Here is a 23,204-nt window from a genome sequence, read left to right as displayed (position 1 = left end):
GACACGGTCGCGCCGTCGATCGCCTGGACGGCCTACCGCGGAAATGGCGTGTCGCCCGCGTGTCCGGAGAATTCATTCGGCCGAATGTCGTTCGTTCGCCCGACTGCCGATCGGCGCCGGATATGTTATTGCGGGTACTGGGTGATGGCCCACTCCGAGCCGGTCCTGCGTGCGGAAAGTCTGCGCGTGGGTTCCACGAATTCGACGACCGGTTCGTCGGTGTCCGACAGCGTCACACCCAGCCGGCCGTTGCCGAAGGTCGCGCCGGTGAGACCTTGCACACAGTCCACGAGATGGCCGTCGGCCCGGATATGGACCCGGAGCGCGGGATTTCCCAGCCACAAGTCGTGGTTCTGCACCAAAGTGGCCGCCAGCGCGCCGGTTTGGCCGACGCGGGCGCAGCGCTCGCCGTGGAAATTGTAGGCGGGACGGGCCAGCACGGCGGCCAGTGTCCGGTGGTCGAGTTGCCGTTCGATGAACCGGCGATCCAGCCGCCGCGTGGACGGCACGCACTCCCAGCGCCAGTTGTACCTCTTGATGTCGAGCACCGGTGAGTTGTCCACGAAATCCAGCCACTCGAACGCGATTTCGGTACCTCGGATGTCGAGCACCCGGCTCAGGGTCATGCCGAGCAGGTTGGGCCTGCACGACGACCGGATCGAGAAGGCGCCCTGCGCGTGGCGCGTGCCCGGGCTGCCCGTCAGCACCTCGGGATCGGCCAGATGGAATACCGCGATCACGTAAAGGTGATCACCCGGCTCGATTCCGTCCAGCGCCGCCAGATACCGTTCATCCAGCACCACCCGGGACGGAAGCCCTTCGGAGGGAACGTCATCGATCGTCGGCGCGGCGCAGCGCACCACGCCGATCGGAGCGAAAGCGGGCAGGGTCGGGGCAACCGGGATCATGCTGTACTCCTGGGATCAGTGGAATTCGGACGCACCGGCGGGCAGCCGCGCGTATTCGCGGCGGATCAGATCGGCGATCACCGCGTCGGCGCGACCGAGCAGCGGCACGGCGAGCGTGCTGCCATCGGAGAAGGGCCACCGGGCGCGGGTCCCCTTCGCTACCGCTGCCACCCGCTCCAGCAGCGCGGCAGCTCCGTCGAGGTCACCTCGGGCGGTTCTGCACCGCGCGATGTTCACCGCGAAGTGCAGCTGCTTACCGGTGAGATAGCGGTGGCCGTATTCCGAGCCCAGTCTGTGACAGGTGTCCAGCGCGGCGCGTAACCGGCGCTCGGCGGTGTCGTGGTCGCCGTCGTGGAACCGCAGCAGAGCGAGCACGGGCAACGCCTCGGCGCGAACGACGGCGGTCAGTTCCCGATCCGGCCGCGGCAGGTGCGCGCCGATCTCGTCCATTGTGGCCGTGGCCGCCGCGAGCCGGCCGCACTTGGCATCGGCGGCGGCGAGCTGGGAGTGTTCGATCAGTACGCGAGCGGTGACGATAGCGGCGAAGGCGTGCCGTGCCGACAGAACCTCCAGCTGTGCGCGGACCGCGCGGTAGTGGGCGGTGGACGCGGGCGCGGAGATCGTCGGCCCGAACGGAGCGATGCCCTCGAGCCGCAGCATGTGCCGCCGCACGCCGACGTCCAGGATCTCGAGCTGCCTGCGGGTCGGCGTCGGTGCGGACGTGGCGGATTCGTCGGCGCGAAGATAGGCCGCGATGCCGTCGCTGACCGCCGTCGTCGCGTGCGCGCGCAGGTCGTCGGCGCTCGGTACCGCCTCGGGACGCCGCGGTCGCGAATCGGTGTCGATCGATGCCTCCGGAACGAGTTGCTGTCCTCGCCGGGAAGCGGCTGCGGGCCCGGCTTCCCGGTCATCGGATGAGTTTGGCCGCGCGGGCACGAAAAATCTGTCCGACGATCGGAGGACAGATCACACCGAGCTCGGTGCGCGCCGCCGTACTCGGTTTGCTACCTTGAACGTCGTTCAAGTTCTAGGCGGAGGGTTGTCGTGGAGGGTGTCGAGAACTCTCGGGAGCCGAGGGCCGGTGTTTCCGCGCGGGATATGGCGCAGATCGCCGTCTTCGCGGCGCTGATCGCGGCGCTGGGCCTGCCGGGCGCCATCACCGTCGGGTTCAGCGGTGTGCCGATCACGGTGCAGACCCTCGGCGTGATCCTGGCCGGTGCGGTGCTCGGGGCGCGCAAGGGAACGGCGGCGGTTCTGGTTTTCCTGGCGCTCACGATGATCGGCCTGCCGCTGCTGTCCGGCGGCCGTACCGGTCTGACGGCGCTGGCCGGTCCCAGCGCCGGGTACCTGATCGGCTGGATCCCCGCGGCGCTGTTCATCGGGCTCGGCACCGCCCGCATCCTGCCGAAATACCCGGTCGTGCTCGGTCTGCTGATCAACGCCGTCGGCGGTCTGCTGATCATCTATTTGTTCGGCACCGTTGGCCTGCTGCTGCGCACCGATCTCGGCGTGCGGGCCGCCGTCACCACCAACTTCGCGTTCGTTCCCGGCGACCTGCTCAAAGTCGTCGTCGCGACCGTGGTGGCCAAGGGAGTGCACCGCGCCTATCCCGGTGTGATCCGTGCCTAGTCCCGAACTCGGCGGCGCGGCCGACGCGCCTGCCGTCGACTTCGGTGGCCGCCGCTTCACCTACCGTGAACTCGACCGTGCGATCGAGCGATGGATCGCCGACAACCCGGACGAGCACGTCTACGACGCCTCGGCCCTGCCGGTTCCGGACGCGCTGATCCGCGTCTGCGCCGCGGCCCGGCGCGGCATCGCGGTCTTCGTCGAGAATCCCGCCGCGCGCCCGCACCGTACCGGCATCCCGGCTGGGGCGTTCCTGCTGGTGGCGACCTCGGGCTCGACCGGCCGTCCCCGGCCGCTGGCGCGCACGGCCGCCTCCTGGTACGACAGCTTCCCCGCATTCACCGCGATCACCGGTGTTCGGGCGTCCGACCGCGTGCTGATCACCGGTCCGTTGCACGCGACCATGCATCTGTTCGGTGCGTTGCACGCGTTGTGGCGCGGCGCGTGCGTCACCGACGACCGGTCGCGAGCCACCGTGGTGCACGCGGTGCCCGCCGTACTGCGTGAGGTGGTGGCCGCCTGCCCGCGCCTGCGCACCGCGATCGTCGCGGGCATCGCGCTCGACGACGGTGCGCTGGCGGCGGCCGGCCGCGTGGATGTCGTCGAGTACTACGGGTCCTCGGAGGTCTCGCTGGTGGCGGCGCGCCGTATTCCCGAGCCGATGCGGCTGCTCGACGGGGTCGAGGCCGAGGTGCGCGACGGACTGCTCTACGTCCGATCGCCCTACCGCGTGCTCGGCGCGCCCGACTGGTTCGGCGTCGGTGACCTCGCCGAACTGGGCGACGACCGTGAGCTGACCGTGCTGGGCCGGGGCGACTGCGCGATCAACGTCGGCGGCACCGTGGTGGTCGCCGAAGAGGTGGAGCGCGTTCTCGAAGCGCTCGACGGCGTCGCCGCGGTGGCGGTGATCGGCTCGCCGCACGCGGTGTTCGGGGAAACCGTCACGGCCGCGGTGCAGTTGGACGGACGCGCCGGGCTCGACGAGGTGCGGTCGCGAGCACGCCGCGTGCTGGCGAAGGAGGCGATGCCGCGCCGGTGGGTGCCGCTGCCCGCATTGCCGCGCACCGCCGCAGGGAAGGTGGCCAGGGGCGAACTGAAAGACTTGCTGGCATGAGCCCGGTTCCCGTCCTGGTAGCGCCGCGCCGCACGCCGATCGGCAACGCGGGCCACGGATTGTCCGATCTGACCACCACCGATCTGGCCGCTCCCGTGCTGCGCGAGGTGCTGACATCGCTGCGCGGCGCGGGCATCGACGCCGACGTGGACGACGTGGTTCTCGGTAACTGCCTCGGGCCCGGCGGTGATCCCGCCCGGGTCGCCGCCTTGCGTGCTGGGCTGGGCGTGCATGTTCCGGGCGTCACCGTCGATCGGCAGTGCGGTTCGGGCCTCGACGCGGTGATGCAGGCGGCGTTGCGGGTGCGCAGCGGCGCGGACGAACTTCTCCTGGCCGGCGGGGTCGAATCGGCCAGCACCGCCCCGTGGCGCTTCTGGCCGCCCGTGGCGGACGCCGAGCCGGTGCGATACACCCGCGCCCCCTTCGCGCCACCGGGCTTTCCCGATCCGGACATGGGTGCGGCCGCCGACGATCTCGCGCGAGCGCGCGGCATCAGCCGGGAGCGGCAGGACGCCTACGCGGCCCGCTCGCACACGCTCGCCGCGGCCGCCGACTTCACCGCGGAGATCGTGCCGGTCGGCGGCGTGCACCGGGACGAACGCATCCGGGCGGGGATGACCGCGGCCCGGCTCGCGCGCCTGCGTCCCAGCTTCGGCGTCGACGGCACCGCCACCGCGGGCAATTCCTGCGGCATCTCCGACGGGGCGGCGGCCATGGCGGTCACCACCGAGGCGATGGCCGCCGGGCTGCCCGCTCTGCGGATCCTCGGCTGCGCGGTCGCCGGATCAGACCCGGCGTACCCGGGCCTCGGTCCGGTACCCGCGATCCGAAAACTGCTGCGTCGGACCGGTTTCGGTGTAGCGGACCTCGGCGTCGTCGAGATCACCGAAGCCTTCGCGTCGGTGGTCCTTGCGGTCGCCGACGAACTGGGCCTGGACGAGTCCACGATCTGCCCGCAGGGCGGCGCCATCGCGATGGGGCACCCGTGGGGAGCGTCCGGGGCCATCCTGCTGGTGCGCCTGGCGAGTCAGATGCTGCGTGCGGACGGCCCGGCGCTGGGTCTCGCGGCTTGCGCCATCGGCGGCGGGCAGGGGATCGCGGTCCTGGTGGAGCGAGTGTCGTGAGCGAGATCGTCTTCGACTCGGTGAGTCACCGCTTCGGCGAGCGAAAGGTGCTGCGCGACATCGACCTGCGGATCACCGAGCGCCGCGTGGGCGTCATCGGGTCGAACGGTTCCGGCAAGTCGACGCTGGCGCGCATGATCAACGGCCTGCTGACGCCGAGTTCCGGCACGGTCACGGTGGACGGTGTCGACGCGGCCCGCAAGGGCGCGCAGGTACGACGGAAGGTGGGGTTCGTCTTCACCGATCCCGACACTCAGATCGTCATGCCCACGGTCGCCGAGGATCTCGCCTTCTCACTGCGCCGGACCGGGCTGAGCAAGCAGGAGATCGCGGCGCGCGTGCGGGAGATCCTGGAACGATTCGGGCTCGCCGGTCACGCCGAGCACCCCGCCCACTTGTTGTCCGGCGGCCAGAAACAGCTGCTCGCCCTCGGCGCGGTCCTGATCCGGCGACCGGAGGTGATCGTCGCCGACGAGCCGACCACTCTGCTGGACCTGCGCAACGCCAGGGTCGTCGCCGACGCGCTGGACGCGGTGGATCAGCAGGTGATCGTCGTGACGCATCAGCTGTCGCTGCTGGAGAGCTTCGAACGCGTCATCGTGATCGACGACGGGGCGGTGGTGTTCGACGGAACGCCCGGCGACGCCCTCGCGGCATACCGGGCGTCGGTCGAATGATCGGCCTGTACCGTCCGGGCGATTCGCCACTGCACCGGATACCCGCCGGGGTGAAGCTGGTGCTGCTGCTGGCGTCGATCGTGGCGACCACGGTATTCGTGCGCACTCCACCGCAGGTGCTGGTCACCGGGGCGGTGGTGGCGGGACTGTTCGCGGTAGCCGGGATTCCGTGGCGGGTCGCTGTGGCCCAACTGCGTCCGCTGGTGTGGATGCTGTTGATCATCGCGGTTTTTCAGGTGCTGATCACCTCGCCCGCGCGGGCCGCGGTGGTGTGCGGCTTGCTGGTGGTCTCGGTGGCGCTCGCGGCGCTGTTCACCCTCACCACCCGGGTGAGCGACCTGCTCGACGCCGTGACCCGGTGGCTCGGACCGCTGCGGCGGGTGGGTGTCGATCCCGAGCGGATCGGCCTGCTGCTGGCGCTGGCCATCCGATGTGTCCCGCTGCTGGCGGGGATCGTGCACGACGTCGCCGAGGCCCGGCGCGCTCGCGGCCTGGAATGGTCGATGACGGCGCTGGTCACGCCGGTGCTGGTGCGCGCGCTGCGGACGGCCGACGCGATGGGCGACGCCCTCGCCGCCAGGGGAGTGGACGATGACTGAACTGCTCGCCGCGCGGATCGCTCGGCAGGCCGCGGCGAATCCCGCGGCGACCGCCGTGGTCTCGGGACGCGAGGTGGTCGACTACGAGCGGTTCTGGTCGAAGGTCCTGCGCACCGCCGCCGGGCTCGACGGCATGCGCCGGGTGGCCGTGCTGCCCACGTCCGATGTCGAATCCCTGGTGACGGTGACCGCGGCGATGCACGCCGGGGTGAGCGTCGTCCTGCTGCACCGCCATCTGCTGCCCGATCAGTTCGGCCGTGTCCTCGCGCTGGCCGAGCCGGGAGCCGTCGTCGCGGCGCCGCACCAGCACCGGCGGTTGCGGCGGCTGGGATTCGACGGCGTCGTACGGACCGCCGCCGCGTTGGCATCCGATGCTCCGGCGGCCGGGGCGCGACCGGAGGCCGAACTGTTGGTGGGCATCACCTCCGGCACCACCGGTGAGCCGAAGCTCTTCGTGCGCGATCAGCGGTCGTGGGCCGCCACGCTGGATCGCTCCGATGCCACCTTCGACATCGGCGCCGGAGACCGGGTCTCGGTGCCCGGCGTGCTGGACCACACGCATTTCCTCTACGGCGCGTTGCACGCCTTGACTCGCGGCGCGACGGTGGACCTGCGACCGGTGGTCGACGCACTGAACGACGGCGCGACCCAGCTGTATTCGGTGCCGACGATCGCGTGGGACGTCGTGCGAGCGGGAATCGGTCAGGTCGGCGGTGTCCGGGAGGTGCTTTCCTCGGCGGCCCGGTGGCCGCGCGCGGGACGGCGAGCGTTGCGGGAGGTCCTGCCGAACGCCTCGCTCGTGCACTTCTACGGTGCGTCCGAGCTGAGTTTCGTGTCCTTCGACCGTGGGCTCGGCAGTGCCGACGAGAAGTCGGCGGGCGAACTGTTCTCCGGTGTCGAGGCGCGCGTCCGCGACGGCCTGGTGTACGTACGCAGCGACATGCTCTTCGACGGCTACCTCACCGCGGACGGCGTGGTAGGCGGTCCCGTCGACGGCTGGATGACGGTGGGTGACCGGGGCGAGGTGACCGGCAACCGCCTGCGGCTGTTCGGCCGGGACAGCGAGATGTTGATCCGGGCGGGCCTCAACGTGGAACCCGCCGCCGTCGAAGCGGCGCTCACGGCGATACCGGGTGTCGCCGAGGCCGCCTGCATCGGCGTACCCGACGCGCGCATGGGGGAAGCGCCCGCCGCGGCGATCGTGCTCGGCGCGGGCGCACCGGAAGCCGACGAGATCTGGCGGCGGCTGCGCGCGACCTTGCCGAGTCCGAGTATGCCGGTGCGGATTCTGGTCGTGGACCGGCTGCCGCGTACGCCGCGGGGCAAACTGGATCGGGCGGCGCTGGCCTCGACGCTGGCCGCGCACCGCCGTGTCGGCCGCCCTGAGGTCGATCGCTGATCACCGGAGCGCGACAGGACGGTGGTACGCGCTCGTCACCGACCGCGCGGCCCCTCAGCTCCGCCGGGATGTGACCCCTTTCGCCGGGCCACCGAAGCGCAATCCTCTGCGCTTCATGTGACCTTCCCTTGACCGGGACGATGATCGTCGCGGCGGCGTCGACGTGGAAGCCGAGGGCACACAGATCACCGCGACGTGTCTGTCCGACGATCGGCGGGCTGATCCACCGCCGAGGCCGGGCTGCTCGATTCCGCCGACGATGTACCGAACCACGTCAGGTAGAACAGGATCGCCAGCGCACCGAGCGCGCCGAGGATCACGATGCCGGACGGTAGCGGGTGCGTTGCCATCGGCACGGCGAAGAAGCGGATGCACAGCAGCGTGCCGGTGCAGACGCCGACACCCATGGCCACGATCCGGACGCGCTGCTGATCCCAGCCCCGATCCGGCTCGCGCAGCACGGATTCCACCGTCAGGCACAACGCCGCGCCCACGACCAGGTCGATGCCGTAGTGCGCGCCCAGGCCGAGCGTCGCGACAAGCGTGCACACCAGCCAGAACGCCCCGCCCCAGCGCAACCACAGCGGGCCGCGCCGGGAGTGGATGAACAGCGACAGCGCCCAGGCGGTGTGCAGCGACGGCATGCAGTTGCGCGGCGTGATGCCGTCGAAGCGCAGCGCGTCGATCGAGGACGGCACGGCCGGAACGACATCCGGCCAGACGTCGGCGATCTCGAAGCCGAGTCCCTGCGGTCCGTAGGCGAGCACCGGCCCCACCACCGGGAAGACGACGTACCAGATCGGCCCGACGAGGCCGAGGGTCAGGAACGTGCGCACCAGGTAGTGCCGTGGCCACGCGCTGGTCGTCACGCCGCGTAACTGCCAGGCCGCGACCAGGACTGCCGCCAGCGGAAGCTCGAAGTACACCCAGCGCACCACACCCGTCGCCAGCGGTCCCGCCACCTCGAGCGCGTGCCCGACCAGCCAGGACGGGCTGCCGAGGGCGCGATCGGCGACTTGTACATACGGATCGAGGACTGTCGGGCAGGCCCACGCGGTGATGTCCAGCCAGATCTCACTGATCTTCGTCGCCGCGATCAGCAGCGCGCCGAAGGCGATGGTGCGCAACGCCGTGCGGCGTCGTTGTCCGTCCCACCGCACGAACGCGAGCACCGCCAGTGCGGTGAGCACGATGGTCGGGCCGTTGCCGACCGTGAACGGACGCCCCTCGGCCGTCCTGATCAGGACGAACACCAGGTCGACGCCGATCGCCGCGGCGACGGCGCCCAAGCGTGCGCGCGCCGTGATCCCGACCACGGCCAGCAGGAATCCCGCCCACGGTGTGGTCGCCGACTTCGGCGTTCCGGCGTAATCCCGCAGCAGGCTGGTCAGCGGGCCCAGCGCCCCGATGTGCGCGGCCATGAGTTCGCCGCCGATCAGCGCGACCACGATGGCCGCGACAGCGCACCACACGACCATCGGCCGGAACCGACGCTCTCGGAGCTCTTCGATACCCACTCGCTCGCCCGGTGGGGTCAAGCTCCCTCGCACGTCGTTCACAAGCACCGGAACATCGTAAACACGGCATTAACGGCATATGTACGCGGAGATGCCCGCGCGCCGGCGGGAGCGCGCCGTCCGGGTCCGGTCAGTGGGAAACGGCCGGCGTCGACGCTTTTCGGGGACCGTGGTGCCGACGCGAGCGGCGGTGACGGTCCGCTACGGGATCGACGCGTCGGCCAGCGGAGCGTGCCGCTGCCACGGACGGATCTGCTCCAGCTGTGCGGCGACCGCCAGCAACGTGGTTTCGCCGCCGGGCGCCGCGGCGAGCTGCACACCGATGGGCAGTCCGGTGTCGGACTGCCCGGCGGGAACGGAGATCGCCGGGTAACGGACCGTGTTGAACGGCGGCGTGAAGGGAATGAAGCGGGATACGTCGAGCAGGGTGCCCGGAAATCCCTTCCCGGCGAAGGTTCCGACCGGAACCGGCGGGGTCGCCAGGGTGGGCGTGAGCAGAAGATCGTGCTCGGTGAACCACGCGGCGAATCGTTCGGACTGCCGTGCCGGGGGAGCGTCGGGTACACGACGCATCCGGCCGATCACGCGTCCGGCCCGGGCCACCTTGCGGGTCAGCGGTTCCAAAAGGTCCGCGCTCAGGTCGGTGGTGTCCTCGGCGACGCCGGCGAAGTAGCGGGCGAGGAAACCGAGCGCGTCCTGTGGTCGCCACGGCGGAGCCACCTCGGTGACGGTGTGGCCCGCCGCACGCAGCGCTTCGGCCGCCGCCAGCATGGCAGTGCGCACCTGCGGGTCGACGGAGGCTCCGAAAACCGGTGGCCGAGCGGTCATGCCGATTCGCAGGGCCTGCTGGGGTGCGGCCGGTGCCAAGTAGCGGTCGTCGGCCGTGAGCACCGCCAGCAGCAAGGCCGCGTCGGACACCGTGGTGGCCAGCGGTCCGAACGTCGACAGGCCGAGCCAATTGGAGCCGAGTTCGGGAGGCCGCGCGATCACGCCGTCGCCTGGCTTCAGGCCCACGACCCCGCAACAGGACGAGGGGATGCGGATCGAACCGCCCCCGTCGGAACCGATTGCGAGCGCGGTCATTCCAGCGGCGACCGCCGCGGCGCCGCCGCCGGTGGATCCGCCCGGAGTGTGCGTGAGCAGCCACGGGTTGCGGGTGATGCCGTGCGCGACGCTCTCGGTGACCGGCCACTGACACAGCTCGGGCACATTGGTCTTGCCGATCAGCAGCGCGCCCGCGGCACGCAACCTGCGGACCAGCTCACTGTCGGACTCGGCCGCGGTCTGCCGCGCCGCGCGCGAACCGTGGCCGGTCACGCACCCGGCGAGGTCGAGATTGTCCTTCACCGCCACCGGAACTCCGGCGAGCGGGAGGTCGGCGAGATCGCTACGGGTGGCCAGGGCACGGGCTTCGCGGCGCACCTGCTCGTGGCGCACGATGCGGAAGGCGTTGATCCGTGTATCCAGTGCCGCGATGCGGGCAAAATGCTCGTCGGCCACCTCCAGCGGGGATACCTCCCGGCTCCGGACTCCCGCCGCGATTTCTCCCGCCGACGCGCCCACCCATGCCATCGCAACCTCCTGATACCTCTGGTTGCGACGACCCGGGCTGTGCCGCCACCGGCCTTCGTAACTCGTGGCTCACGGTAATCGTCGATCTGTGACACCACAATGACCAGCGCCTTGTCGTTCCCGCGCATGGGAACGGGCGGCGCGGCGAGTGATCCACGCGGGGTCGTCGCGGTCCGCCGCCGGCCGCGGACGGCGACGAACCCGTGAACGCGTCGAGCGGTCAGGTCGTGCGATACGTGCGGGCGACGAGTGCCGAGCGCAAATACCACAGACCCGACGGCTGCGACGGGTCGAATCCGGTGAGCTGTCCGATCCGTTTGAGCCGGTAGTCGACGGTGTTGGTGTGCACGTGCAGCACGCGAGCCGTGCGCTGCCGGTTGAGGTTGTTGGCGATGTGCCGTTGCAGCGTCTCCAGCAGTTCCGGGTGCGCGTCCAGCGGATCCAGCAGCGAGCCGAGGTACTCGCGGCCGGGCCCAGGTCTGGTCAGCTGATATTCCAGCGCCAGCTCGTCGAAGCGGTACAGCCCGGCCACCGCCTGCAATCGCTGCACCATGTCGAGCAGTTCGTGCGCCTGGTCGGCGGCGGTGGGAATCTTCTCGGGGGTGGCCTCGACCATGGTCGCGGTGACGCCCACCTGCGCGGCGTGCGACAGCTCGGTGACCAGGGCGTCGAGTTGCTCGTTGTTCAAGCGGCCCGACGGGATGAGCACCGTGCCGCCGTCCACGCTCAGCAGCGACAGCGCGGCCTCGCCGCAGCGCGTTGCCAGCTCGGCCTGGACCCGCCGCAGTTTCCTGCGGGCGACGACCTTGCCGTCGACCATCGGATTGCGTTCCTCGCGGTGCGGCGGAATCGCCACGGCCAGAACGGCGTACGAGGAGGCGATGGCGATGCCGCATTCGCGCGCCATGGTGGAGGTGCTGTGCCCGCCGAGCAACGCGGAGGTCAGCGTGTGCACGGCGGTGTGGTGCTCGCTGACCACCGCGCGCAGCTCGCGGACGTAGGCCATGGAGACCGCCGAGTTGATCATGTCGAGCATCTCGACCACCATCTTGGCGCCGTCGACGAGGTCGTCGTAGTCCTTCATCGTCGCGTCGGACACCACCAGCTCCAGGCCCATCTTGAAGCCTTCGTGGATCGAGTGGTGGATGGTGTCGATCGGTACTCCCTCCCGCGCCCATCCCGCGGCGGCGTCGCCGAGCCGCTGGAGTTTCTCCGGGAGGTCTTTACCGTCGAGCATGCTCACCGCCAGCTCCAGGCAGACCCGGGTGATGGTGGTGACATCGCCTGCGATGGCGTCACCCGGTAGGGTTCCGCACGGGATGACGTTCTCGACGAAGTGGCCGACCATCTGACGCGATAGCCCGCGAACGTCTTTCAGTGGCGACGACATCGGCTTTCCCGACAGGGTCAGGCTCGGCCGGGCCGAACTGTCGACGGACATTGGCGACTCCCTTCCGCCCACGATTGCTGTGCAGCGCATTCACACTAATCTGTTGATCTCTTTCGCGGACCCGATCGACGGGTTCTGTGAGAGCGAGTGAGACCGTCCGGCAGGGAGTTGTGAGCGGTCACAGCAGCTGGACGTGCGACCGATTTCCGGTGACCACCTGCCCATTTCCGGCTCGGCCCACCGGCTCGTCGCCGGGTGCGGAGCGCAGCCGGTTCGGTCGTTGCCGCGAGGCGCGGCCGACATGCCGGTAGGATCACCCGCGCCGGTCATGGCCATGTAACCAGGGTCTTGTCCGGCACGTGTCGTGTCCTGGATGGTGTGCAGTGCCCATCTGTCGCGCACGCCACGGCGGAAAGGCAGTGATGACGCAACGATAGGGGCAGGGCGATGACACCGGCTCTGAGATGTCTTGTCTGGGAAGTGGACAACACCTTGTGGGACGGTGCCGTGTGCGACGCGACCGTCGGCGCGTTGCGGCCCGCCGCGCTGCGCACCCTGCGCGTGCTCAGCGAACGCGGGATCTGGCACGCCGTGGCCAGTCGCGGCGAGCGTGAGTGGACGCTGGACAAGCTGTACCGGCACGGCGTCTACGAGATGTTCTCGGCCGTCGAGATCGGCTGGGGCCCCAAATCTTCGGCGATCGTCCGAATCGCGCGCACGCTCGGCCTCGGACTCGACACCATCGGCTTCATCGACCACGAGCCGGTGGAGCGCGCGGAGGTGGCCCGTGCGCTTCCCGCCGTGCGGTGTTATGCCGCCCGGAATGCCGACGTCCTGCCGGTGCTGCCCGATTTTCGGCCCGTCTTGCGCACCGGGCCCGCGCCGACGCCGCCGCTCGGATTCGCCCGGGTGCCCGTGCGCTGAGTGCGTAACGCACGGCGCGCCGACGGAATCCGGCGGTCGAGCCGTCCGCTGCGGCTCGGACTTCCCAGCGTCGCGAGGTTCGCGCGGCAGCCGTATCGTTCTGGCCGGCACTACGATATGCGGTGGATCCAGCGGCGATAGGTTCTCACCATGAAGTGCTACGGCGTGACCGCCAACGACGCCCAATCGTGGACCGCGATCGCCAACGGTTTCGTTCCGATGGACTACCGGTACGGCGATCCCGAACGGTGGTACTCGGGCATGACGGTCCAGGAATCGGCCGCCTACCGGTTGTTGCGCTGGGAGCAGCGCGGAACGAGTACCTCCTATCGCACCCGGACCAACATCCGCCACGGTCCGTGCGACGACTTCTATTGGGTGGTCATCCCCGAACGGGGCGTGTACTCGGTGCGCTATCGCGGCGAGGAGACGCGGGCGCGGGCGGATCAGGCCGCGGTGACCGCACTCGACGATCTGTGCCAGATCCATATCCCGCTCTTGTCCGCCTTCGCCATCCAGCTGCCCCGGGCCGAACTCGATCATCGCGCGGGACCGCTCGCCGAACGCGGCATGACGATCGACCTGAACTCCGGACTCGGCCGGATCACCCAGGCCATGATCCGCAGCACCCACGCCGAGCAGTCGAACCTCTCCGACCACGAGTTCAACGCGGTGTGTGACCGGATCGCCGAATTGCTGAGCCTGATCTCGCTCGGCGAAACCCATCCGCAGCGCGGTCATCACGCTCAGGTCGTCGCGCAGATCCGGCAGTACGTGCGCGCCAACGTCGGCCGGGACGACGTCCGCCTGCCCGCGGTGGCGCACGCGCTGGGCTGGTCGCCCCGGCAATTGCGCTCGGTGCTGCAGCAGGTCGGCACCACCTATCGCGACGTGCGGCGGGAGGAGGCCCTGCGCGCCGCGCGCGATCTGCTGGACGATCCCACCCGGGAGGATCCCATCCGCGAGTTGGCGATTCGCGCCGGATTCACCCCGGCGTGGTTCTCCGCGGCGTTCAAGGCCCGTTTCGGCGAGACGCCGCGAGAATTCCGGCGGCGCCGAGCGGCGGAGCGCGCCGAGCCGGATGCGGCCGGTGCGCTGAAACGAGGCGGATCGAAATCAGCAGGGCAACAGGCTGATCGGGAGCCCGCGTAGCCGGGACGGATCGGCGGTCACCCGGTATCCGGCCACCCGGTCGCCGTGCACCGTGACGGTGAGCGCCAGCAGCAGCCTGCCGCGCGGGGCTACGACGATACCCGGGTGACCTTCCACCAGCGCGAGCGCCGCAACCTGCGAACGCCTCCGCAGCAGCACGGTTTCCGCGGCGACCGACCCCGCGCCGCGCACGGTCGTGGCCACTCCGGCGGGGAGCGCGGCGGCGTCGGCCGTCCGGACCACGTCGGGCGCCAGGACGGACAACAGCCCGTCGAGATCGCCGCTGCGCGCCGCGCGCAGGAACGCCTCGACGACATGCCGCTGCGCGGCGAGCTCCTGGCCCGCCGTGACATCCACGCCCCGCACGCGCTGCCTGGCTCGGCTGGCCAGCTTCTTGGCGGTCGGCGTGGTGCGGCCTACGATCGGCCCGATCTCGTCGAACGGCACCGCGAACAGGTCGTGCAGGACGAACGCGACCCGCTCGTCGGGGCCGAGCCGGTCCAGCACCACCAGCAACGCCCGGCCGACCGACTCGATCAGGACCGCCTCGCGCTCCGGCTCGTTCTCCTCGGCGCCGCTGTCGAGCCGCGGCGGGTGGTCGAGCGGTTCCTCGCGCCGCGCCGCCCTGCCACGCAGCATGTCCAGGCAGATCCGGGACACGACGGTGGTGAGCCAGCCCGGGAGGTTGCGCACGTCATCGACGTCGTGGCGGGCCAGCCGCAACCAGGTCTCCTGCACCGCGTCGTCGGCCTCGCTCGGTGAGCCGAGCATGCGGTAGGCGACCGCGTGCAGATGGTCGCGCTGCACCTCGAATTCCCGCGCCAAGCCGTCTTCGGTGGGCATCGGTCACCTTTCCGCTCCGTGGTCCGTCATCGGGATGACGGATTCGACAGCTCACAGGTGACCGTCGTCCGGACCGGGCGCGGCACCTGAGGAAAGGGTATTGCCATGGACATCGCCTACGTCGTCGCCACGGTGCTCGCGGCCGCGGCCGCCTTGCTCGCGGCCTGCATCGATGTGGTCCGCGCCGAGTGGGTGCGGATGAACATGCGCGCCTACGGAATCCCGGATTCGTGGCTGACGCCCCTGGCCGTGGTCAAGGCGCTCGGCGGGGCCGGACTGCTGGCCGGTCCGGCGTTTCCGCCGATCGGTGCGGCCGCGGCGGCCGGGTTGGTGCTCTACTTCGTGGGCGCGGTGCTGACCGTGGTCCGGGCGCGGCACTACACACACATCGGATACCCGCTGCCGTATCTCCTGCTGGCCGCCGCCTCGCTCGGACTGTTCGTCGCGTCGTAGGCGAGAGGACCCCTACCCGGCGAGGATGAATGAGGCCGCCTGCTCGCCGATGAACACCGCCGGTGCGTGTGTATGGCCGCGGATGATGAGCGGCATCACCGAGGCGTCGGCGACCCGAAGCCCTTGTACGCCGCGCACTTCCAGCCGCGGGGTGACGACGCTGGCGGTGTCGGTGCCCATGCGGCAGGTGCCGACCGGGTGGTAGAGCGTGTGCGCGTACGAGTTGAGGGTCAGCTCGAGCACGGCTTCCGGTTCCGCCGGCGCCTGCGGCGGGTAGATCAGCGGGCCGAGGACCGCTTTCATCGACGGCTCCGCGGCGATGGCGGCGCACACGCGCAGCCCGGCCATGATGGCGGCGCGGTCCGCGCCCGCGGAGTCGGACAGGTAGCGCGGATCGATCAGGGGCTTGGCGGACGGGTCCGCGTCGGACAAGGCGATCCGGCCTCGGCTCTGCGGGCGCAGCAGCACCGTCGCCAGGATCACGCCGTGTTCGGTCGGGTCCTGCAGTCCCTCGTAGTAGAACGGCGCGGGCGCGAAGACCAGCTCCAGATCGGGGAACTCCAGATCCGTCCTACTGCGGATGAACCCGTACGCCTCGCCGACGTTCGAGGTGAGCATGCCGCGATGCCGGATGAAGTAGTCCAGCAGTTGGCGCGGCTTCTCCGCGTCGAACAGCGAATCCCCCGCGACGCCGTAGCCGATGCCCGCGACCAAGTGGTCCTGCAGATTCGCGCCCACCTCCGGCGCGTGGTGACGCACCTGGATGCCGTGGCGGGCCAGTTCGTCGCGGTCGCCGATACCGGAGAGCATCAGCAGTTGCGGGCTGTTGATCGCGCCGCCGCACAGCACGACCTCGCGCCGCGCGGTCACCGTGTGCGTGACACCGCCCTGGCGGTACTCGACGCCGACGGCGCGCGTGCCGTCGAACAGCACCCGGGTGGCGAGCGCTTCGCTGCGGATCGTGAGGTTCGGACGACGCAAGGCGGGCCGCAGATAAGCGTCCGCGGTACTCCACCGACGGCCCCCGCGCTGGGTGACCATGGTCTCGGTGAACCCGTCCGGCTGCGGCCGGTTGGGCGGCTCCACCTGGTAGCCCGCCTCCTGGACCGCGGCCAGGTAGGCGGCGGTGAGGCCGCGCGGGCTGCGCTGGCGGGAGACGTACAGCGGACCTTCGGTGCCCTCGTCGGGATACTGGGCGTTCTCCACGCGTTCGATGCGCCGGAACTGTTCGACGGCCGCCGCGAAGCCCCACTCCGCACCCGCCAGCAGCGCCCACTCGTCGTAGTCGGCGCGGAAGCCGCGCACCCACATCATGGCGTTCATCGACGACGAGCCGCCGAACATCTTGCCGCGCGGCCAGTAGATCTCGCGGTTCTTCAGCTCCGGCTGCGGCTGCGTGAGGTAGTCCCAGTCCACCTCGGAGCGGAACAGTTTCGCGAACCCGGCGGGGATGTGCGCGAATTTGTTCTTGTCCGGCGGGCCCGCCTCCAGCAGCGCTACCGTGGTGCCCGGATCGGCGCTGAGCCGATTGGCCACCACCGCGCCCGCCGATCCCGAACCGACGACGACGTAGTCCGCGGAAAGCTCACCAGATTGCACTTTTCCCACTCCGATCTGCACCGACTACGGCAAAGATACGAGCAAGCATGCGCCGTGCGGCCCGGTTTGGGGTAACCGGCTCGAAGTCGTCCGGCATTGTCCGCGCTACCGCAGGATCAACAGCGCGGAGGCCTCGATCCGGTCGGCGATCTCGGAGTACGACCCATAGCCCATACCCGCGCGCACCAGCGCGCCCGCGTAGAGCAATTCCAGCGACTCGACCACGTCCGGGTCCGGGTCCGGACCGAGGGCGCGGATGATGCGCTTGCGGATCTCGGCGCCGATGCGTCCGCGCAGATGCTCGACGTCGGGATCGCGGCCGAGCAGCGCGCTGGTGACCGCGCCGGAGAGCTCCTGCTCGTCGGCCACCAGCATCGCGATGTTCCGCAGTTCGGCGACCACCCGGACGGTCGGGTCCGGGTCCTCGCTGACCGGCGACGGCGAGGCGACCAGCCGCCGCCAGAAGATCTCGGCGACCAGATGCTCCTTCGACGAGAAGTAGGTGTACGCCGTGGCCGTCCCGACCCCGGCGGCCGCGGCGACCATCCGGATGGTCATGCCCGCGAACCCTTCGCGCGCGAGCACTTCCACCGCCGAGCGGGTCAGCTTGTCGACGGTGTCGGCTTGTTTGCCGGAGAGCCTGCGGCGAGTCGCCTCGAGAATGACGGAATCGGGTTCGGACATGTGTCTGGATCCTACTAGGCGGATTGGAACGGTTCAGTTCTTGGCCGCCGCGATACCGGCCCGGCGTCCGTAGAAGCTGCCGTCGCCCAGCGACGCGCCGCTGACGTAACCGCCCGCGCACAGGCCGGAGGTGCACCGGCCCGCCGCGAACAGCCCCTGGATCGGCTCCCCGGAGACGTGCAGCACCCGGGAATCGAGGTCGGTACGCAGTCCGCCGAGGGTGAAACCGGCCGTGAAACCGCGCATGTCGAACGCCGCCACCGATCCGCGCAGCGGGCGCAGCCATTCCGGCTTCTTGCCCAGCAACGGGTCCGCGCCGTTGGCGGCGTGCAGGTTGTAGCACTCCACCGTGGCCTGCAACGCCTGGCCGGGCAGGCCCATCTCGGCTTCCAGCTCGGCGATGGTTTCCGCCACCCAGGTCGGGGGCTGGCGGAAGAACGGCGTCGAGGTCTCGGTGGTCAGCGCCTCCTCGTAGGACGCCTCGTCGATCACCAGGTACGCCTGGTTGTCCTGCTGGATCAGCGTCGCCTGGCCGATCCGGCCGGGATAGGTGTCCTCCTGGATGTAGCGCTGGCCGCGCCCGTTGACCAGGATGCCGCGCGCCAGCAACTGCGGGTCACCGAAGAAGGCCACCTCGGTCGCGTCCATGTGCGCCAGCTGCGCGCCGAGCGCCTGCGCCAGCCGGATGCCGATGCCGTCGTGTTCCTCGATCGCTGCGGCGGGCCTGCCGATCAGTCGTGGCGCGTAGCCTTCGATCATCTCCTTGTGATAGGCGAAGCTGCCGGTGGCCAGCACGACGCCGCGTTCGGCACGGATGGCGACCGGCTTGCCGTAGCGGCGGGCGAGCACGCCGACCACGCGATCGTCGTCGTCGACGATCAGCCGCGCGATCCGCATGTCGTACTCCGCGCGCACGCCCAGCGCTTCCGCGGTGTCGGCCAGCGGTTTCATGAGCATCCAGCCGCCGCCCTTCTCCCCGGTGCGCTTGTCGGCCATCTGCGGAACATGGCCGCGCGGAGCGGGTTTCGCGATCGCGTTGAAGGGCGCGGCGTTCTCGCCGCCGGAGTACATCAGCCCCTCGTCGTGCGGCGGCTCCCACCCCGGCTCGCCCCAGAACGCCTCGCGGAACGGCACGCCGCAGGACACCAGCCAGTTGAAGTGCTCGACGCTGCCGCGGGTGTAGTCGGCGATCTTCGCCTTGTCCACGCCGGGCCCCAGCGCCGCGAGCAGGAAGGTCTCCATGTTCTCGGGGGTGTCCTCGAAACCGAGGGCCTGTTGCAGCGGTGTGCCGCCGCCGAGGTAGATGAATCCGCCCGCCAGGGCGGCGGCGCCACCCCAGCCGCCGGTGCGCTCCAGGACCAGCACGTCCGCGCCGGCGCGGGCGGCCTCGATGGCGGCGCAGACGCCCGCGATGCCGTATCCGGCGATGACGACGTCGGCGCGATGGTCCCAGTTCTCGACTCGGCTGGCGCGCAGGGGGCGGATGGTGGTGGCGTCGGACATGGTCAACGAATCCTTCACTGCTCGGCGGGCGCGGACTGCGCGCGGGCGGCCTTCTTCTGCTGCGCCACAATCGTGCCCACCAGGATGTCGAGTTTGGTGCCGTTCGGCCAACCTACGTAGTGACACAGGAACACCGCGATCTCGTGCAGCTGGTCTTCGGTGAGTTCGCCGTTGCGCAGCGCGGCCCCGACCTGGATGCCGGCGGTGTCGATCGCGCCCTGCGCCGCCAGCGCGCCGAGCAGCAGCAGCCTGCGGTCGCGGATGGTGAGCCCGGGCCGCGACCAGATGTCGGCGAAGAGGTGGTCGGCGGTGACGGCGAAGTGGGCGCCGGGGTATTCCTGGAACTCCGTGCCGTAGACCTCGGCCATCTTGGCCAGCCCGCGCTGCCGCGCGGAGTCGCCGGAACCGTTGTCGCTCATGAGGATTGCCTTTCCGATACGGAGGTGCCGGTCCCGACGCCGAGGCCGGGGCCGAGCCGGTCGAGTGCGAGTTCGGCCAGCGGCAGCGCGGTGCCGAGCCGTTCGCCCAACTCCAGGGCGAGACCGAGATCCTTCTCCCCGAGGTCGCGCACGTGCCGCAGGATCGGCAACCAGAAGTCGCCGTCCTGGATCGGGGCGGTGGTGTCGCGCAGCATGATGGCGCCGGGCCCTCCGGTGACCGCGTCGGAGTGCCGTACCACCTTGCCGAGCGCGGTGAGGTCGAGACCGGCCGCCTCGGCCAGCCGTTGCGCCTCGGTGGCCGCGGTGAAGGAGACGAAGTGCAACAGGTTGCGCGCCAACTTCATGCGCGTGCCCGCGCCGACCGGCCCGGCGTGCACGATCAGGTCGGCGAAGCAGCCGAACGGTTCGCGCACCTGCTCGAACGCCGCCGCGCTGCCGCCGACCATGACCGCGAGCGCGCCGCGGGTCGCGCCGGGTGCGCCGCCGCTGATCGGCGCGTCCACCAGTTCGACGCCGCGCTCGCCGCAGACCGCGCCGAGTTCCTCGGCGGTGCGGTCGCTGATCGTGGAGTGCACGGCGACCACGGTGCCCGGTGCGGCGGTCCGCAGCAGGCCCTCCGGTCCGGTGATCACCTCGCGCACCTGGGCGTCGTTCACCACGGTGATCGAGATGACGGTGGCCTGTCGGGCCAGCTCGGCCGCCGAGGCGACGGAGTCCGCTCCGGCCGCGAGAAACGGCTCGACCGCCTCGGGCCGCATATCGCACACCGTCAGCCCGCCCGGCCACTCCAGCAGGCGCTCGGCCATCGGCGCACCCATGTTGCCGAGGCCGAGGAATCCGATGCGGGCGCTCATGATCGCACGATCTGTCCGCCGTCGACGTTGAAAATCTGCCCGGTGACCCAGCTCGCCTCGTCCGACAGCAGGTACAGGCAGGCGCCGACGAGATCCTGCGGAGTGCCCATCCGCTTGAGCGGCAGGCGTTTGACGATGTCGTCGACGATCACGTCCGGGGTGACCGACCTGGTGGCGTCGGTATCGATCGGACCCGGCGCGATGGCGTTGACGCGGATGTTCGACCCGCCCAGCTCGAAGGCCAATTGCTGGGTCAGGCCGTTGACGCCGGTTTTGGCCAGCCCGTAGAAGCTGGAATACAGCCACGCGGCGGTGGAGGACTGGTTGACGATCGATCCGCTGCGGCGTTCGGACATGTGCGGCCAGACGGCGCGGGTCATGACGAGCGCGCCGTCCATGTTCACGCTCATGAACTTCTTGTAGTAGTCCCACGGCACGGTCAGCAGCAGGTTCAGCTTCATCTCGCCGTAGATGGCGGCGTTGTTCACCAGATGGTCGATGGCGCCGAATTCGGCGACGGTGAAATCGGCGAGCGCAGTAGCGGATTCGGGATCGGACACGTCGACCTGCCCGAACACGGCGGTGCCGCCGTCGGCGACGATCTTCTCGACCACCGCCGCGCCGCCTTCGGCGTTCTTGTCGGCGACGACGACGTTCGCGCCTTCGGCGGCCAGCGCCTGCGCGTAGGCGGCGCCGATGCCCTGCGCGGCGCCGGTGACGATGGCGGATCTTCCCGTGAAACGGGCCATGGACTTCAGCTCCTCTGTGTTGTCCCGCGGCGGTCAGGCCGCGGTGGCGATGACTTTCGTCTCGAGGTACTCCTCGAAACCGGCGATGCCCATCTCGCGGCCGAGGCCGGATTGCTTGTAGCCGCCGAAGGGGACGTCGGCGGAGTACCAGATGCCGCCGTTGACGCTCAGCGTCCCGGTGCGCACGCCTTCGGTGACGCGCCGGATACGTTCGGGGTCGTTGCCCCACACCGAACCGGACAGGCCGTAGGGGGAGTCGTTGGCGATGCGGACGGCGTCCTCGTCGCCGTCGTGCGGGATGATCACCAGCACCGGGCCGAAGATCTCCTCGCGGGCGACGGTCGAGCTGTTGGGGACGTCCGCGATCAACGTCGGTTCGACGAAGAAGCCGCGCTCCCGGTCCGGCCGCCCGCCGCCCACCACGATCCGGCCGCCTTCGGCGCGCGCGATGTCGAGGTAGCGTTCCACCCTGGCGCGCTGCCGCTCGGAGATCAGCGGCCCGCAGACCGTGCGCGGGTCGGCGGGATCGCCCGGCTCGATCCCGCCGAGCGTGGCCGCGGCCGCCTGCACCGCTCGGTCGTAGGCGGCGCGTGGCACCAGCAGCCGGGTGGACAGCGCACACCCCTGTCCCGCATGCACGCACACCGAGAACGCCGCCACCGAGCAGGCCGCCGCGATGTCGGCGTCGTCGAGCACGATGAACGCCGACTTGCCGCCCAGTTCGAGGAACGCCTTCTTCAATGTCGTCGCGGCGCCGGTCATCACGGCGCGGCCGGTGGCCGTCGACCCGGTGAAGCTGATCATGTCGACGCGCGGGTCCGCGGTGAGCCGGGCGCCGAGCGTGTGGTCGGCGGAGGTCACGATGTTCACTACACCGGCCGGGATGTCGGTCTCCTCGGCGATGATGGCGCCGACCGCCGCCGCGCACCACGGGGTGTCCGGAGCGGGTTTGAGCACGACGGTGTTCCCCGCGGCGAGCGCCGGGCCGAGTTTGGCGAAGTTGATCTGGTGCGGGAAGTTCCAGGGCGTGATCGCCCCGACCACACCGATCGGTTCGCGGCGCAGTACCCGGTGCGTCTTGATGCCCATGGGCGCGGCCACACCCAGATCGGTTTCCCAGGCGTAGGTCTCGGGGAGCCCGGCCGCGTAACCGAGGTCGGCGACCGGGCCTTCCAGTTGCGGGCCGCTCGTGAGCATCCGCGGTGCGCCGACCTCGGCGATCGTGATCTCGCGCAGTTCTTCGACATGGGATTCCAGCGCGGTGCGCAACTGCGCGAGACAGCGCGCCCGGAAGGCGTGATCGCGCGACCAGTCCGTCTCGTCGAACGCGGTCCGCGCGGCGTCGACGGCCGCGTCGAGGTCGGCCGCGTTCGCGTCGGCGGCGAGGCCGAGGACCTCCTCGGTCGCGGGGTTCACCGTCGCGAAGACACCGTCGGCGCCCTCGACCAGCTTGCCGCCGATCAGCAGGCGGGACCCGTCGGCGGGCAGAAGGCTGCTCATGGATTACTCCGATACTGTCTGGACACGTGTACGGAATATAGTCTTGGAACGTGATCGGTGGCAATAACAGGTTCTAACTCTGCCATTCTCGCCGAGATCCGGGTGTCAGGTGATCCGGCCTGTATCGACTCCCGCCGGTGTGTCGCTCCGAAGCGGAGAAATGAGCTCTGATCGGATGATTGTCGAGATCGAGTACGCGGTGGTAGTGTCCAGACACATGTCCAGCTATCTGTCTTCGTTTGGGCCGCCATGCGGTGCCGCGTTGCGGAACGTGTTATCGGTTTGGGAGTGTGGGCGATGACGGCTGTGGTGGGGCCGCTGGTGTTCGACCCGTATGACTACGGGTTTCATGAGGATCCATATCCCACGTATCGGCGGTTGCGGGAGGAGGCGCCGCTGTACCACAACCCGGATCTGGGGTTTTGGGCGTTGTCGCGGCATCCGGATGTGGTGGGGGCGTTTCGTGACAGTGTGCGGTTGTCGAGTGCGAACGGGGTGTCGCTGGATCCGGCGGCGTGGGGTCGGCACGCGCATCGGACCATGTCGTTCCTGGCGATGGATGATCCGCGGCATA

General features: G+C 70.1%; 22 protein-coding genes and 1 pseudogene. 10 read left to right on the top strand and 13 right to left on the bottom strand.

Going from position 1 to position 23,204, the window contains the following annotated elements; translation table 11 throughout:
• Positions 1-125: 125 nt before the first annotated feature.
• Both ACL03I_RS26240 and ACL03I_RS26235 read right to left on the bottom strand, forming a co-directional pair.
• The gene (locus ACL03I_RS26240) at positions 126-908 is read right to left on the bottom strand and encodes a TrmO family methyltransferase domain-containing protein (RefSeq protein ID WP_412807177.1); all 783 of its coding nucleotides are present in this window, start codon (positions 906-908) and stop codon (positions 126-128) included.
• A gap of 15 nt (positions 909-923) precedes the next feature.
• On the bottom strand, positions 924-1,844 hold the full coding sequence (locus ACL03I_RS26235; RefSeq protein ID WP_412807176.1) for a tetratricopeptide repeat protein: 921 nt from the start codon (positions 1,842-1,844) through the stop codon (positions 924-926).
• Positions 1,845-1,952: 108 nt separating this feature from the next.
• Here ACL03I_RS26235 and ACL03I_RS26230 point away from each other — a divergent pair, with 108 nt between their 5' ends.
• The 6 genes from ACL03I_RS26230 to ACL03I_RS26205 are packed head-to-tail and all read left to right on the top strand — an operon-like array spanning position 1,953 to position 7,450.
• On the top strand, positions 1,953-2,537 hold the full coding sequence (locus tag ACL03I_RS26230) for a biotin transporter BioY (RefSeq protein WP_355078368.1): 585 nt from the start codon (positions 1,953-1,955) through the stop codon (positions 2,535-2,537).
• A complete protein-coding gene (locus tag ACL03I_RS26225) occupies positions 2,530-3,651 on the top strand; it encodes a class I adenylate-forming enzyme family protein (protein WP_412807175.1) in 1,122 nt (373 codons plus the stop codon). The genes ACL03I_RS26230 and ACL03I_RS26225 overlap by 8 nt, the downstream gene beginning before the upstream one ends.
• On the top strand, positions 3,648-4,775 hold the full coding sequence (locus ACL03I_RS26220) for a thiolase family protein (protein WP_412807174.1): 1,128 nt from the start codon (positions 3,648-3,650) through the stop codon (positions 4,773-4,775). Before ACL03I_RS26225 ends, ACL03I_RS26220 begins: the two co-directional genes overlap by 4 nt.
• Positions 4,772-5,452: an energy-coupling factor ABC transporter ATP-binding protein gene (locus ACL03I_RS26215; RefSeq protein ID WP_355078365.1), complete on the top strand. Its 681-nt coding sequence runs from the start codon at positions 4,772-4,774 to the stop codon at positions 5,450-5,452. Before ACL03I_RS26220 ends, ACL03I_RS26215 begins: the two co-directional genes overlap by 4 nt.
• Positions 5,449-6,051: an energy-coupling factor transporter transmembrane component T family protein gene (locus ACL03I_RS26210; protein WP_355078364.1), complete on the top strand. Its 603-nt coding sequence runs from the start codon at positions 5,449-5,451 to the stop codon at positions 6,049-6,051. The genes ACL03I_RS26215 and ACL03I_RS26210 overlap by 4 nt, the downstream gene beginning before the upstream one ends.
• On the top strand, positions 6,044-7,450 hold the full coding sequence (locus tag ACL03I_RS26205) for an AMP-binding protein (RefSeq protein WP_412807173.1): 1,407 nt from the start codon (positions 6,044-6,046) through the stop codon (positions 7,448-7,450). Before ACL03I_RS26210 ends, ACL03I_RS26205 begins: the two co-directional genes overlap by 8 nt.
• 185 nt (positions 7,451-7,635) lie before the next feature.
• Here the strand turns inward: ACL03I_RS26205 and ACL03I_RS26200 are convergent, their stop codons facing one another.
• The 3 genes from ACL03I_RS26200 to ACL03I_RS26190 form a co-directional block, all read right to left on the bottom strand.
• Complete coding sequence (locus tag ACL03I_RS26200) at positions 7,636-8,928, bottom strand: phosphatase PAP2 family protein (protein ID WP_412807214.1); 1,293 nt, start codon at positions 8,926-8,928, stop codon at positions 7,636-7,638.
• Between the two features lie 240 nt (positions 8,929-9,168).
• Positions 9,169-10,539 (bottom strand): amidase, encoded by a 1,371-nt coding sequence (locus tag ACL03I_RS26195; RefSeq protein ID WP_412807172.1) that lies wholly within the window; start codon positions 10,537-10,539, stop codon positions 9,169-9,171.
• Positions 10,540-10,759: 220 nt separating this feature from the next.
• Positions 10,760-11,980 (bottom strand): PucR family transcriptional regulator, encoded by a 1,221-nt coding sequence (locus ACL03I_RS26190; protein ID WP_355078360.1) that lies wholly within the window; start codon positions 11,978-11,980, stop codon positions 10,760-10,762.
• A 396-nt stretch (positions 11,981-12,376) separates the two neighbouring features.
• On the opposite strand from ACL03I_RS26190, the gene ACL03I_RS26185 reads away from it, so the two are divergent.
• A complete protein-coding gene (locus ACL03I_RS26185) occupies positions 12,377-12,853 on the top strand; it encodes an HAD-IIIC family phosphatase (protein ID WP_355078359.1) in 477 nt (158 codons plus the stop codon).
• Between the two features lie 150 nt (positions 12,854-13,003).
• A complete protein-coding gene (locus ACL03I_RS26180; protein ID WP_355078358.1) occupies positions 13,004-14,005 on the top strand; it encodes a helix-turn-helix transcriptional regulator in 1,002 nt (333 codons plus the stop codon).
• On the opposite strand, the gene ACL03I_RS26175 is transcribed toward ACL03I_RS26180, so the two are convergent.
• On the bottom strand, positions 13,970-14,848 hold the full coding sequence (locus tag ACL03I_RS26175; protein ID WP_355078357.1) for a sigma-70 family RNA polymerase sigma factor: 879 nt from the start codon (positions 14,846-14,848) through the stop codon (positions 13,970-13,972). The two genes, ACL03I_RS26180 and ACL03I_RS26175, sit on opposite strands and share 36 nt — an antisense overlap.
• Positions 14,849-14,953: 105 nt before the next feature.
• Between ACL03I_RS26175 and ACL03I_RS26170 the strand changes: the two genes are divergently transcribed.
• Complete coding sequence (locus ACL03I_RS26170) at positions 14,954-15,301, top strand: DoxX family protein (protein WP_355078356.1); 348 nt, start codon at positions 14,954-14,956, stop codon at positions 15,299-15,301.
• A 12-nt stretch (positions 15,302-15,313) separates the two neighbouring features.
• Here ACL03I_RS26170 and ACL03I_RS26165 read toward each other — a convergent pair whose 3' ends face one another.
• The 7 genes from ACL03I_RS26165 to ACL03I_RS26135 form a co-directional block, all read right to left on the bottom strand.
• Entirely contained in the window at positions 15,314-16,900 is a 1,587-nt protein-coding gene (locus ACL03I_RS26165) for a GMC family oxidoreductase (protein ID WP_355078355.1), read from the bottom strand.
• Positions 16,901-17,005: 105 nt separating this feature from the next.
• Positions 17,006-17,584, bottom strand: coding sequence for a TetR/AcrR family transcriptional regulator (locus tag ACL03I_RS26160; protein ID WP_039797950.1), 579 nt, complete (start codon positions 17,582-17,584; stop codon positions 17,006-17,008).
• A 33-nt stretch (positions 17,585-17,617) separates the two neighbouring features.
• The gene (locus ACL03I_RS26155) at positions 17,618-19,087 is read right to left on the bottom strand and encodes an FAD-dependent oxidoreductase (RefSeq protein ID WP_412807171.1); all 1,470 of its coding nucleotides are present in this window, start codon (positions 19,085-19,087) and stop codon (positions 17,618-17,620) included.
• A gap of 14 nt (positions 19,088-19,101) precedes the next feature.
• Positions 19,102-19,506 (bottom strand): carboxymuconolactone decarboxylase family protein, encoded by a 405-nt coding sequence (locus ACL03I_RS26150; protein WP_355078353.1) that lies wholly within the window; start codon positions 19,504-19,506, stop codon positions 19,102-19,104.
• On the bottom strand, positions 19,503-20,381 hold the full coding sequence (locus tag ACL03I_RS26145; RefSeq protein WP_364438116.1) for an NAD(P)-dependent oxidoreductase: 879 nt from the start codon (positions 20,379-20,381) through the stop codon (positions 19,503-19,505). Before ACL03I_RS26145 ends, ACL03I_RS26150 begins: the two co-directional genes overlap by 4 nt.
• Positions 20,378-21,130, bottom strand: a complete 753-nt coding sequence (locus ACL03I_RS26140) for an SDR family oxidoreductase (protein ID WP_355078351.1) — start codon at positions 21,128-21,130, stop codon at positions 20,378-20,380. Before ACL03I_RS26140 ends, ACL03I_RS26145 begins: the two co-directional genes overlap by 4 nt.
• A 33-nt stretch (positions 21,131-21,163) precedes the next feature.
• Complete coding sequence (locus tag ACL03I_RS26135; RefSeq protein ID WP_412807170.1) at positions 21,164-22,630, bottom strand: aldehyde dehydrogenase; 1,467 nt, start codon at positions 22,628-22,630, stop codon at positions 21,164-21,166.
• Between the two features lie 297 nt (positions 22,631-22,927).
• On the opposite strand from ACL03I_RS26135, the pseudogene ACL03I_RS26130 reads away from it, so the two are divergent.
• Positions 22,928-23,204: pseudogene (locus tag ACL03I_RS26130) on the top strand (cytochrome P450); the annotation flags it as partial.

Origin of the sequence: Nocardia sichangensis (assembly GCF_047200615.1) — a bacterium.
Lineage (GTDB): Bacteria > Actinomycetota > Actinomycetes > Mycobacteriales > Mycobacteriaceae > Nocardia > Nocardia sichangensis.
Note: the sequence above shows the minus strand (reverse complement) of the source record. Positions and strands in the feature narration are given on the sequence as shown.